Source organism: Paenibacillus tyrphae, from assembly GCF_000722545.1.
Lineage (GTDB): Bacteria > Bacillota > Bacilli > Paenibacillales > NBRC-103111 > Paenibacillus_G > Paenibacillus_G tyrfis.
Genome location: NZ_JNVM01000020.1, coordinates 53,431 through 66,115 on the forward strand (window position 1 = coordinate 53,431; position 12,685 = coordinate 66,115).

The 12,685-nt window shown below is 59.4% G+C and carries 10 protein-coding genes; 3 read left to right on the forward strand and 7 right to left on the reverse strand.

What is annotated here, in order from left to right; all coding sequences use genetic code 11:
* The first annotated feature begins 21 nt into the window (after positions 1-21).
* Complete coding sequence (locus ET33_RS23540; protein WP_036687643.1) at positions 22-279, forward strand: hypothetical protein; 258 nt, start codon at positions 22-24, stop codon at positions 277-279.
* A gap of 59 nt (positions 280-338) precedes the next feature.
* Here the strand turns inward: ET33_RS23540 and ET33_RS23545 are convergent, their stop codons facing one another.
* Together ET33_RS23545 and ET33_RS23550 are read right to left on the reverse strand one after the other, a co-directional pair.
* Positions 339-3,617 (reverse strand): alpha-mannosidase, encoded by a 3,279-nt coding sequence (locus ET33_RS23545; RefSeq protein ID WP_036687645.1) that lies wholly within the window; start codon positions 3,615-3,617, stop codon positions 339-341.
* Between the two features lie 110 nt (positions 3,618-3,727).
* Entirely contained in the window at positions 3,728-4,750 is a 1,023-nt protein-coding gene (locus tag ET33_RS23550) for a LacI family DNA-binding transcriptional regulator (protein WP_036687646.1), read from the reverse strand.
* A gap of 347 nt (positions 4,751-5,097) precedes the next feature.
* Here ET33_RS23550 and efeB point away from each other — a divergent pair, with 347 nt between their 5' ends.
* Complete coding sequence (efeB, locus tag ET33_RS23555; protein WP_036687648.1) at positions 5,098-6,408, forward strand: iron uptake transporter deferrochelatase/peroxidase subunit; 1,311 nt, start codon at positions 5,098-5,100, stop codon at positions 6,406-6,408.
* A gap of 73 nt (positions 6,409-6,481) precedes the next feature.
* On the forward strand, positions 6,482-7,123 hold the full coding sequence (locus ET33_RS23560) for a hypothetical protein (RefSeq protein WP_051775554.1): 642 nt from the start codon (positions 6,482-6,484) through the stop codon (positions 7,121-7,123).
* A gap of 80 nt (positions 7,124-7,203) precedes the next feature.
* On the opposite strand, the gene ET33_RS23565 is transcribed toward ET33_RS23560, so the two are convergent.
* From ET33_RS23565 to ET33_RS23585, 5 genes are all read right to left on the reverse strand, one after another.
* Positions 7,204-8,589: a cobyrinate a,c-diamide synthase gene (locus ET33_RS23565; protein WP_036687650.1), complete on the reverse strand. Its 1,386-nt coding sequence runs from the start codon at positions 8,587-8,589 to the stop codon at positions 7,204-7,206.
* Positions 8,590-8,667: 78 nt separating this feature from the next.
* Positions 8,668-9,912: a cobalt-precorrin 5A hydrolase gene (locus ET33_RS23570; RefSeq protein ID WP_235206802.1), complete on the reverse strand. Its 1,245-nt coding sequence runs from the start codon at positions 9,910-9,912 to the stop codon at positions 8,668-8,670.
* A complete protein-coding gene (gene cobM, locus ET33_RS38555) occupies positions 9,912-10,688 on the reverse strand; it encodes a precorrin-4 C(11)-methyltransferase (RefSeq protein WP_036687652.1) in 777 nt (258 codons plus the stop codon). The genes ET33_RS23570 and cobM overlap by 1 nt, the downstream gene beginning before the upstream one ends.
* Positions 10,689-11,399 (reverse strand): precorrin-2 C(20)-methyltransferase, encoded by a 711-nt coding sequence (gene cobI, locus ET33_RS38560; RefSeq protein WP_036687654.1) that lies wholly within the window; start codon positions 11,397-11,399, stop codon positions 10,689-10,691.
* The gene (locus tag ET33_RS23585) at positions 11,392-12,642 is read right to left on the reverse strand and encodes a bifunctional cobalt-precorrin-7 (C(5))-methyltransferase/cobalt-precorrin-6B (C(15))-methyltransferase (protein WP_036687655.1); all 1,251 of its coding nucleotides are present in this window, start codon (positions 12,640-12,642) and stop codon (positions 11,392-11,394) included. The genes cobI and ET33_RS23585 overlap by 8 nt, the downstream gene beginning before the upstream one ends.
* Positions 12,643-12,685 lie beyond the last annotated feature (43 nt).

Consider the following 12,685-nt stretch of genomic DNA (forward strand, 5'->3'; position numbering starts at 1 on the left):
AAGCGGAGGAGGAATCGCAAGATGGAGAAATTTATTCGGTTAAAGGTCGGGAGTCACCAGATCTTGCACGGATTTGATAAGGATAACCGGGAAATTGTGGAGACGGTCACCGTACAGGAGTATACGGATAAAATCGTCGCGGTGAACCGCATCAAGTCCGTCAGCGAAAAATATATTTTAACCGATTACGCGGACGGCCGGTACGTGTATTGGGAATACGAAGGTTCACTTGATGATATCGCCAAGCGTCTGGCTGACGCCGGAGTGTTGATCGGGTAGGTTCATAAAAGGATAGAGCAGCAGACCTGTTTCTGCCGCCTCTATCCTTTTTCTATTTTTTAGTATCCGTTCATCTGCAACAGCAGCGTCTTGATCTCGTATGGCTTGATGGCAAAATCAATCGCGCCCCCTGCCTGTCTCTCGCCTGCCGGGCGTTCCATCAGGTCCAGCTCCTGCCAAGTCTCGACCGGCAGATCGCTTGCCAGCTTCACCTCGCCCCGGATTCCGGCGAACTCATGCAGCCGCACGATGACGGCTTCGCGGTCTTCGGCCTTTTTGACCGCATCGATCATGACATGCCCCGATGCGGCACCAGACAAGGAAAGCAGCGACAAGGCGCTCCGCTCCGGCTTGCCGTATACGGCGGTCACCGGATTGTTCAGCGACCATGCCTCCTGCACGGTTCGGCCTTGATGCCATTCGCCTTCGTGAGGCAGCAGTGCGTATGTGAACCGATGCTCTCCTTGATCGGCATGCGGGTCCGGCACCATCGCCGATTTGATTAGCGACAAGCGGATGATGTTATCCTTGATGTCGTAGCCGTATTTGCAGTCGTTCAGCAGGCTGACGCCGTAATTGCGCTCGGACAGATCGGCCCACTGATGCCCGACCGTTTCAAAACGCGCATAATCCCAGCTCGTGTTCCAATGCGTCGGACGCTTTACGTTCCCGAATTGAATGTCGTAGGTCGCTTCGGTGGCGCGGATCTCGACCGGAAAAGCGACCTTGAGCAGCTTCCGCTGCTCGTGCCAATCGACGTTCGTCACGAAGTCGATCCGGCGGCTTGCCGCATACAAAATCATGTCCTGTGCAACGGTCGATTGCCGATACGTCCATTCGAAACGCACGACCACCCGGACGGCGCCGGTTTCCGTCACTTCGGCCCGTGTCAGAACGCTGACCGGCTCCATTTTTTCCCGATAAAAAATATCGATGTCCCAAGCCTCATGACGTCCCTTCGGTTTATCCTCGAACACTTGCAGCACGTTACCCGCTTGCCCCTGTGCCAGTACCTCGCGCTCGGCGGCCTTATCGTAAAGGCGCGTCAGCTGACCTTGTTCGTTCCATTCGATGTCATAGAACGGCGTGGACAGGCTGCTGGCCCCAATCTGAAAAGGCGAGCTTCCGGTTTCCGGCCTAGCCTCACTGACGACGCTTACCGCTTCAAACTGCAGGACAGTATAGCCCATGGACGGCAGACCGTCCCCATTTACGAGCCAATCGCCGCCCGATCGCTGGGATGCAAGCGTGCGGCCCTGAGCATCCCACCAGCAGCCCTGTTCCATACCGGGACGAGCCGTCAGGCGAACGGTATCGGCCCGCTCCCAAGACGCCCCGTTAAACAGCGTGACATAGCGGATGTTCGACACGCCGGGTTCGTCGGAGACTTGCTTGGCGGATTCCGGGGACGCCGATTCGAAAGCCGCCGCCAGCGTTCCGTTTACCGTTTCCGCAGGATGCCCGGCTGCCGATGTTCCGTCAGGGATCAATCCTTCGGCCGCCCGTATCCACGCCTCGCAGCCGATACCGAACGCTTCGGCGTATTCCTTCCGGCAGTCCTCATACACTTCGCCAATCGACGAACCGGGAATGATGTCGTGAAACTGGTTGCGTAAAATGATTTTCCAGCCTTCGTATAGACGGCTTTGCGGGTAGCTTGACCAACCTGCCCCGTGCAGCGCGGAGAGCACGATCAGCCACTCCGTTTCGCGGTACAGCAGCTCCAGCTTCCGGTTCGCCCGCTTATTGTAGGCTTGGCTCGTATAGGTCCCCCGATGAAGCTCCAAGTACAGCTCCCCGTCCCATGTGTGGACATACCGGTCAGTGGAGGCCATTTGCCCCTGAAGCTCGGCAAAATAGTCGTCAACCCGCCCCGTCGTGACATGCGGCAGCCCGGGCATCGACTCGAGCCGGCGGCGCATCTCCAGCATCTCGCGGTTTACGCCGCCTCCGCCGTCCCCATAGCCGTAAGACAGCAGCAGATGCCGGTTCAGCTCCTTGTCGCGGTAGCCTTCCCAGATCCCCTGCACGGAGTCGGGGGTAATGCTGCCGTTATACGTGTAATAGAAAGCTCCCTCATCGCCGCCCGGATCGGGCGTCGTGATGAAATGAGTCAGCACCTCGCTGCCGTCGATCCCCCGCCACTGGAACGTATCGTGCGGCATGCGGTTGTACTGGTTCCAGCTGATTTTCGTCGTCATGAACATGTCGATGCCGGACTTCTTCAATATTTGCGGCAGCGCCCAGCTGTAGCCAAACACGTCAGGCAGCCACAGGTAGCGGCATTCGACGCCGAACTGCTCCCGGAAAAAACGTGTGCCGTACAGCAGCTGGCGCACCAGCGATTCGCCCGACGTCAGGTTGCAGTCCGCTTCGAGCCACATCGCGCCGCCCGCTTCCCAGCGTCCTTCGGCGACCCGCTCGCGGATTTGCTCGTACAGCGCCGGGTAATCGGTTTGCAGGTATTCGTAAAGCTGCGGCTGCGTTTGCAAAAAGACGTAATCCGGGTATAGCTCCATCAGGCGAAGCACGGTAGAGAACGACCGCGCCGCCTTCTCGCGCGTATGCTTAAGCCGCCACAGCCAGGCGACGTCGATGTGCGTATGCCCGATGCAGCGGACCGTGATCGGATGATGCTTGGGGATAGCGTCCAGCTGCTGGCGCAGGAGATTGCGCGAGGCTTCGAGTGAGGCATAGAACGGCGCCGAGCCGGGAGACGACCAGTCGATGTGCAGGAAAGCCCGGTCGAGCGCCGACAGCAGCTCGTGGCGTTCCGGCTGGTGCTCGCCGAGCCGTTCGACGGTTTGAAGCACCGCGCGGGCGGTGTAAAACAAGTCGTCCGCCGCTTCGTCCAGCCAACACAGCTTCGCAAGACGGAGCCGATTCTCGATCGGAGCGGCGGGCCCGTAGCCGTTCAGTCCGGACCACAGCCGGAAGCGGAAGCGCACCGTGGTGCCTGCGGTGTCCGGCGGAAGGAACACTTCGCCATGGTTCGTATCCACCCCCTGATAAGGCTCCCCGTTCAAAAACAGCAGCGACTCAAAGCCGCTGTTGCCGCCCCCGCCCGTGCGGCCGAAATCGAAGCGGCCGAGTATTTTCTTGCCCGACCAAGCGGCAGGAATCTCCATGTCAAAGGCCAGCCACATATACAGATCGCGCCCCGTCCAACGATCGCCAATCTGCACGGGCTCCCATTCGCCTTCCTCCGGCGGATAGGCGGCGATTCTTCCCTCCGTGTCGAACCGCCGCGACATGGCGGCAACGTCTCGATCATCGCGATAGCGAAACCGGTCCAGCTCCTGAATGCGCGCCGTAAGCTTCTCTTCCGTCCATAACATGACCGATCATCCTCTCAGTACAAAATGAATGGTTAAAGCACGAAATAACACGTGTTATATTGCGACAAAAAAATATTATGTTAATCATCGCGTAGCGGCTGGCGCGGGAGTTACAAACTTTCCCGCGCCATCAGCTTGGCCGGCAGCCATATGCGGGCCGTATCGGTCCGTTCTCGCCGCTCCTCGATGTATTCGATCAGCCGATTTCCCGCAGCTTCGCCCATTTCCGCATAAGGCACCTCCACCGCGCTTAACGAGGGCACCAGCCCCGCATTCAGCCGTTCCGTATTGTCCGCAGCCATCACGAAGAAATCTTGACCGATGCGCATCCCCGACTCAAAAGCGGCGCGGTACAAAGACACCGCCGCACGCGACCAGTTCGTCAAGCAGCCAGGCGCTTCGGACCCGCTGCGCAGCAGCTCCCGCCACCAGCCGCTGTCCTCCGGCCATTCGGCCTGCGGCTTAATCTGGATGCGCGGCTCCATGCCCCGCTCCCGCATCCAACCGGCGTAAGCCTCCGTCCGCTTCCGGTCCCCCCAGTTCGGCCGATGCCCGGGGCCATTGTACAGCTCGACGTAGGTCAAAGGTTTGCCGAGCTTGCTCCACGCATAATCGAGCGCGGTCCGGATGCTTTGGACGTAGTCCATCTGAATGGAGGCTACCTCCGCGGTTTCCGGATACCCCTCCACCGACACGTAAGGAATGCGGTGGCGTTCGACTTGCTGCCGCCACTCGTCGTCCTGAAAACTCGTCGAGTCCTTGGTGACGATGCCGTCGATCCGGCGCTGCAGGAACAGCTCCATCAGGCCTTGCTGATCGGAGGCAAGCTGGGTGCCGCCGTACAGCAGGACGTGGTACCCTTGCTTGGCGCAAGCCTTTTGCAGTCCTTCCAGCATTTGCGCGAAAAGCGGATTGCGCAGATCGCCGCAAGCCGCAATGCAGCGGCTGCGTCCGGTACGCATCCCTTGGGCCTGCGCATCGACGACGTAATTCAGCTCCTCGATTGCCTGCAGGACGGCGCGCCGCTTCTCCTCGCTAACGCCAATCCCCGGCGTGCCGTTAAGCACCGCAGAGACGACGCTGCGGGAGACGCCGGCTTTTGCCGCCACGTCAAAGCTTGTTACGCGTTTCAAAACCGAATCCCCTCCTACGCTTAAAATAACACGTGTTATATTGGCAGTCAATGACATTTTTCAGCTTACCACCTTAGCTCCCCTTTTTAACTCGCAGATCTCTGTGGCAAGATACGGCTGTCGCAAATTCGTAACATGAGACGGTTGAAAACAGCTGGATTCTGAATTACTGTAAAAAAAGAAACCGTTTGGTCTCTTTTATTCGTCCTAATACAACGTAAAAAGCCATAATGTCGGTTAGCGCGGAAAAGGCCGGCCATTTTCCTGCATCGGGTTGATGCCATGCTGTACCGAAACAGTACCGACTCATCGGGGCTTTGAAGCATAAAAACAAGGGGGCTTTTCCAATGAACAGTACGCCAGAGGAAGAAAAGAATGATGCCAGAGAAGAGCGGCCAGAAAGGGAGAGTGAATCGATCAGCCGCCGCGATATGCTCAAGCTGACTACCATTGCCGGAACCGGCGTTGTGCTGGGCATGAGCGGGATGGCAACCCTAATGTCTCTTAAACGAGCCGATCCGGGCCCGGGCTCCGGCATGTCAGCGACGAAGCCTCAAGCAGGGGCGAGCGATGCGATCCCTTTTTATGGTCCGCAACAGGCCGGGATCGTCACCCCTCAGCAGTCGTACGTATGCTTCGCCGCATTCGATATTTTGCATCAGGATGCCGGGCAGCTATTGAAATTATTGCAAGAATGGTCCGCGGCCAGCGCCGTAATGACAGCAGGGAAGCCTCTGAGAGAAGGCGGAGACGTTACCTCGCCGCCGACGGATACCGGAGAAACGAAGGGGCTCTCCCCCTCGAATCTGACCCTCACGTTCGGGTTCGGGCCCACGTTGTTCCAGAGCAACGGCAAAGACCGCTTCGGCCTCGCCTCCGAGCAGCCGGCCGAGCTATCCGATATTCCGCCTATGCCCGGCGACCGGCTCGACCCGCAATGGTGCGGCGGAGATATCGGGGTACAAGCTTGCGCAGACGATCCGGGCGTCGCTTTCCATGCGATTCGCAACCTTGCCAAAGCCTCCAAGGGCACCGCGGGAATCCGGTGGGTTCAGAGCGGCTACATCGGAGCACCTGACGGGCAGACGCCGAGAAATCTTTTTGGATTCAAGGACGGCACGGCCAACCGCGAACTCGATTCAGACGCGGCGAGATCGCAGCACGTCTGGGTATCATCGTCCGACGCGCCCGCATGGATGGCGAACGGCACTTATTTGGTCGCACGCAAAATTCGCATGTTTCTGGAGCCGTGGGACCGGGCCACGCTGGCCGAGCAGGAGATCACCTTCGGCCGGCTGAAGGAGAGCGGCGCTCCTTTTGGCAAAAAGAACGAATTCGATCCTGCTCCGCTGAGCCAATTTCCGGCGAGCTCGCATGTGTGGCTGGCCCGCAGCGCGGGAACGAAAATGCTTCGCCGGGCTTATTCCTACGTCGAAGGGATCGACGCAGGGACAGGCGGGTGGGATGCCGGCCTCTTTTTTATCAGCTTTCAGCGGAGCGTCAAGCAGCAGTTCATACCCATGCTGTCCCTGCTTGCGAAGCTCGATGCGCTCAATAAATTCACTTCGCATGTGTCCAGCGCCGTATTCGCTTGTCCGCCCGGTGCGGGAGAAGGCGGATTTGTCGGCGAGACGCTGTTTCGCTCCGGAAATCGATAATATACATAACTATACGGGCCGCAGTAAACCTTAAGCTAGTCCAATTTTCCTTGAGAAATAGAGGTGAAGTTTCGTGCTTGTTCATGGGGTTTTATTGGGGTTGATGCTGCTTCTCGCCCCGGTCGCATCCTCCCTCCAAACGGATTCCTCTTCACAGACCGTATCCATTGACGAGCCGGGTCAAAAGGGTAACGTGACGTTATCGCCGGATGCGGCGGAAAAAGTCATTGCCGGTGAAGCAGAAGCTGTCATTGAAGCACTCAAGCATCAAGATATGAAACAGCTAAAGCGATACGTCCACCCTGAAAAAGGTATCCGGTTCTCCCCGTATGCTACGGTTGATGTAAAGCACGACTTGGTTTTTAAAGCCGGACAGCTTCCGGGGCTGCTTCAAGACAAGACTGTGAATACTTGGGGAACCTATGACGGCAGCGGCGCTCCGATCCAGCTGACGTTTCAAGACTATTACAAACGTTTCGTATACGACCGAGATTATGCGAAGCCGGAAAAAATCGGTTACAACGAGATCGTGAGGCAGGGTAACTCGGTCATTAACATTCGCGAGGCCTATCCGAATTCGATCTTTGTCGAGTACCATTTCAGCCGCGATGCGGACCATAACGAAATGGGCTGGAGCAGTCTGAGGCTCGTGTTCCAACAGCACGCTGAGGTTTGGTATTTGGTCGGCATCGTTCATGATCAATGGACGATTTAGCCATTTTGAAGCAATACACGCCAAAAAGGGCCAATAAACGCGTCGTGCGACCGACCGCCGATTAGCCCTCTTTTCTCATTCTACCGGCCGTACGCTTCGCAGCATTCCAGCCAGCGCGTCACGATACCGGGATTCGAAGCAAAATGCAAATGCGTGTAGCCGGCTACCGTCTGATGGAGCAGGCAGCCGTCCTTTTTCACGCCGCGCAGTCCCTTCGTCTCGTAAGCGTGGGGCAGCTCCGCCTGCGGCTCGTAGACCGAGTAATGGAACTCGTGCCCGCGGGCCGTCTCCCCTGCAGGCAGCAGAAAGTTGCCTTCCGCCCCTGTGACCTCCCGCAGTCCGAGCGCCGCCAGCTTGCTCTGCATCGTCACTTGACCCGGGACGAGGCCCAGCATCGGGTAGCTTCTCCCCTGCGTATCTCCGATCGCCCCGGTCAAATACATAAAGCCGCCGCATTCTGCCAGCGTCGGAAGCCCGCGCTCCACGGCGCTGCGGATCGAGTCCGTGACCTGCGTCTGGGCACTGAGCCGCTCGGCAAACTCCTCGGGGAATCCGCCGCCGATATACAAGCCCTGCACGTCTTCCGGCAGCGGTTCACCCGCCAGCGGCGAGAAATAGACAAGCTCCGCTCCGTACAACTCCAGCAGCTCCAAATTTTCCGGGTAATAAAAATGAAATGCGGCGTCCCGGGCAACCGCCATCCGTACGCCATAACGGCGGGACGGCTCGGCGAACAAGCGCGGCTGCGGGACGGCCGGAGGCTCGGACGCTTGCGCCAGCTCCAGCAGACGATCCATATCGACCGTCTGATCGATCCGGTCAGCCAGCGTTTCGAACAAGCCGCCAAGCTCCCCGCGCTCGATGGACGGCACCAGACCCAGATGCCGTTCGGGAACGGAAAGCGAGTCCTCCCGCTTCATGTATCCGATAACGGGAATGCCGCATTCCTGCTCGATCGCTTCCTTCACGATCCGGTAATGGCCGTCGCTGCCGACCTTGTTGGCGAATACGGCGGCGACGCGTGCGCGCGGTTCAAGGCACTGGAAGCCTTTGACGATGGCCGCGGCGCTGCGGGCCATGCTCTGGCAGTTGACGACGAGCAGGACGGGACAATCGAGCAGCAGGCTGATTTCCGCCGTGCTTCCCGTATTGGACAACGGATCTTTGCCGTCGTAAAATCCCATCACGCCTTCGATGATCGAAATGTCCGCATCCCGGGAAGACCGGGCGTAAATTTCCTTCACCGTGTCTGAGGTTAGCATCCAGCTGTCCAAATTGCGGGACGGTCTGCCCGTCACCGCCTTATGATAGGTCGGATCGATATAGTCCGGGCCGCATTTGAAGCCCTGCACCGTCATTCCCCGGCGGCGGAGTGCCGCCATGAGGCCGAGGGTGACGGTCGTTTTGCCCGCTCCGCTTCCCGTTCCGGCAACGACGAGGCTTCGGTGCGCTCTAGATTCGCTCATGAGGTTCATCGGCTCCTTTCCGCAGCAAAGCTGAAATTTCCGTTTTTATGCTTCCGAACAGCAGCAGCGTGCGCGTGGCTACTTCCCAAACGCCAGGAGGCCGACGGAAATCGTTACGTTGCCGCTTTTCTTCTTGGTCAGCGCCAGCCGCTCCGCGCCGGTGTAACGTTTGGCCGCAGGCTCGCTGACTCCGTAAGCGCCGGTGAACTTGAACACCGTGTCTGACGGCTCTTCCATCGGCATCTCGTTCAATTCGCCCGGCGTGTAGCATTCGAGGGGCCATCCGTATTTGGCACAGACGGCGAGCAGCCCCTCCTCGTCTTTTTTCAGATCGATCGTGCAGACCGCTTTGACGCTGTGGATCGAAAAGCGCAGCTCTTCGAGCGTCTCGCGGATCACCGCTTCGATCTCCTCTGCAGACGTTCCGCGGTTGCAGCCGATGCCGAGCGCGATCACCTTCGGCCGGTACAGCACGCCGTTGGCGAGAATCGCTTCCTCGTTGGCCTCCAGCAGCCGGTGCGTCACGACCAGCGCCGCCTGCGGCTTGTTCGCCAGTGCGCTCCGCACGTCGTCGTACACCCGGATCGTCTGCGGCAGCGGCGTGTCGTACAGCCACCAGTCCGGCTCGCCGGACTCTTGGACGACCGCGACGCGCTCTTCGTTGACGACGGAAGCGCTGACCGGCGTCAGCTTGTCGGCCGATTCCCACGTCCAGCCGAAGCGGCGGCCGAACAAATCGACGGCGATCGTCTTCTGCACGTCCGACGCGGTCGTCAGCACGGGTCTTGCGCCCAGCGCCGCCGCCACCTCGCGTGTCAGCTCGTTGGCTCCGCCCAGATGACCCGACAGCACGCTGATGACATGCTCCCCTTTGTCGTCGATGACGACGATGCCGGGGTCTTTCTTTTTATCCTCCAGCAGCGGCGCGATCATCCGGACTACCGCGCCGAGCGAGATGATGCAAATGATCCCCTTGTACGCCGGGAACAGCGCGGGAAACAGCAGCCGCACGCTGCCCTCGAACAATTGGATGCCTTTGGTCGCCTCGTCGCCTCGCGCGAATTTGGACATGTAATACACGTCGGCATGGGAAAACGTGCTCTGCAAACGCCTTGCCAGCTCCACGCCGTGCTTCGTAATGGCGACGACGGCGTAATCGCCGTTCAAGCGGACCGTCGGGATTATGCCTTCTTGCAGAACAACGGGCTGAGCCCCGCCTGTTGCGTCTGTGGGCGTGTTGCTTACCGCTCCTTTCGAAGCTGCGGCCGACGTTGCCTCCGTCCCCATAACGTCCCGCTCTCCGTCTCCGCCCTTCGCGCTCATCATTCCTTCACTCCTTTGCGGTAGCCGTGAGTGAACGTTTTATCGTACAGCTTGGAGCGGTATTCGTCCTTCTCGTGGATATTCGGGTCAAGTGCCCACCCGGCCAAAATCATCGCATGCGAGCGGATGCCGTTCGTCCGCATATCCTCGTCCAGCTTCTCCAGCGTCGTGCGGACGATCAATTGATCCGGCCACGTCGCCCGCTGCACGACCGCTACCGGCGTATCCAGGCTCCATCCGGCTTCGGTCAACTCGCGCACGACTTTTTTGGTCAGCGTCGCACTGAGGAACAGCGCGATCGTACAGTGATGCGACGCCAGCTCTTTCAACTGCTCGCGGTCCGGCACCGGGGTGCGTCCTTCGGCCCGCGTCAAAATCAGCGTCTGTGTCAGATCCGGGATCGTCAGCTCCGCTCCGACCGCGGCCGCGGACGCAAACACCGAGCTGACGCCCGGGATGATCTCGCAGGAGATGCCTTCTTTGGCGAGCAGCGCCTTTTGCTCCATAATCGCCCCGAACACGGCCGGATCGCCGGTATGCACCCGGGCGACGAGCTTGCCCGCTTTGACTCGGTCGGTCATGACCGCGACCATGTCCTCCAGGCTCATGCCAGCGCTTTGCAGCACCTCCGCCTCTGGCTTCGCCCGGGCAATCAACTCCTCATTGACGAGAGAGTCCGTATACAGCACGACGTCCGCTTCCTGCAGAATGCGCAGTCCTTTGACGGTAATCAAATCCGGGTCGCCGGGACCGGCTCCGATAATATAAATTTTCATCTATTTTCTCACCACCATCAGCGTCAAATATTCCAGCTCCCGTCCGGCCAGCTCCTCAATGTTGCGCCAGATCAGCTCCTCCGCAGAGGTTACCTTGGTCAAGACGGCCGCCTTGTCGACCAGCCCCAGATCGCGCAGCACGGTCAGCATCAGGTCGATGACCTTCGCTACCTTGATGAACACGACGCAGTCGTGCGTTTCAACCGCCCGGCGCATCGCATCGTAATCGTCGGTCGCCGGCACGACGGCCACCTGCTCGTCTCCGTCTGCCAGCGGCAGACCGAGCCTCGACGCAGCAGCAAGCACAGACGAAATCCCAGGTATGGATACGGCTTCCACCTCGGGATGACGCTCCTTCATGAGCCGCATCAGGTGAATGTAGGTGCTGTACAGCATCGGATCGCCTTCCGTGACGAACGCGACATTTTGCCCTTGGCTGAGATAGCCCCAAACCGTGTCGACCGTTTTGTTCCACTGCTTCTCCAGCGCTTCGCGGTCCTTCGTCATCGGGAAGGTCAGGCCGACCATTTCCTTCTCCCGGGTATCGACGTACAGCTCCGTAATCGCCAAAGCGTAGCTCTTGGCCCCGGATTTCTTTCGGGGGTAGGCGATTACCGGCGACTCCTTCAGCAGGCGGAACGCCTTCACCGTAATCAACTCGGGGTCCCCTGGTCCCACGCCCAATCCGTACAACGTGCCCAGCTTACTCATCCGTTCCATCCTCTCCTTTATCCGTCCGCTTCCGCGCCGCAATGATGTATACCGGATTCAAGCTTTCAAACCGCGTCATGTCCAAAATCGGCTTGCTGCGGCTCACCTGGGTCAGCGTAATGTCCGTCACGAACCCTTCCTCGGCAAAAGCTTCCGCCGCGGCGGACAAATTCTCGATCGTCACCGCGTTCAGCACGATCCGCCCTTCCGGCTTCAGCCGGGCACAGCACACGGCGAGCAGTTCGCGCAGTTCGCCGCCGCTGCCGCCGATAAAGACCGCGTCAGGATCGGGAAACTGATCCAGCCCTTGCGGCGCTTTGCCGTGCACGGCGGTAATGTCCGTACGGAATTTGCGGGCGTTCTCGTGAAAATTGTCCAGATCGCCCTCGTTCTTTTCGATGGCGTACACCGCGCCTTCCCGGCATAGCTTCGCCGCTTCGATCGCGACCGAACCCGTGCAGGTGCCGATATCCCAAACGACGCTGTTCCGCTTCAACTGCAGGGCCGCCAAGCTGAGCACTCGGACTTCCTTTTTCGTGATGAGCCCTTTGTCCGGCTTTCGCTGCGCAAACTCTCCATCCTCGATGCCCAGCGCCCAGCGCGGCGGTTCGGCGTCTTTGCTCATCCGCAGCACGACGACATTAAGTGGCGAAAAGTGCGTCTCGGCCATATCGGCCAGCTCCTGCAGCCCGAACCAGCCCGTCCGCTCGGCAGGTCCGCCGAGGTTTTCGCCGACGAACGCGTCGTACTCGGTCATGCCGTAATTGAGCAAATATCGTGCAATCGCCCCCGGCGTATTATGCTCGTCCGTGAGCAGCGCCACTTTTTTCGCGCCGTCGATCCGCTGCGCTAGCCCTTGTATGCTGCGTCCGTGTGCACTGACGACTACGGCGTCCTGCCAGCTCTCGCCGATCCGCGCAAAAGCAAGCTGCAGTGAGCTCACTTGCGGGTAAACCTCCACCCGCCCGGGCAGCTTGCCGGCCAAATAGCCTCCGATCCCGTAAAACAACGGATCGCCCGAAGCCAGCACCACCGCGTTCCGGGTTTCCGACCTCAGGCGCTCCGTCAGCTCGGACAGCCCGCTTTTGAGCACGACCTTTTCAGCGGCCGAATCAGCAAAAAAATGAAGCTGCCGCTCCCCGCCGATCAATAGCTCGGCTTGCCGAATCCGATCGAGATACGCCTGCGGCAAGCCTGCCGCTCCGTCGTCGCCAATCCCGATCACTGCGCTTTTTTCTCCCATGCATGTACCCCTTTCCTTCTCGCTCACCTGCCGGAGTCCACGT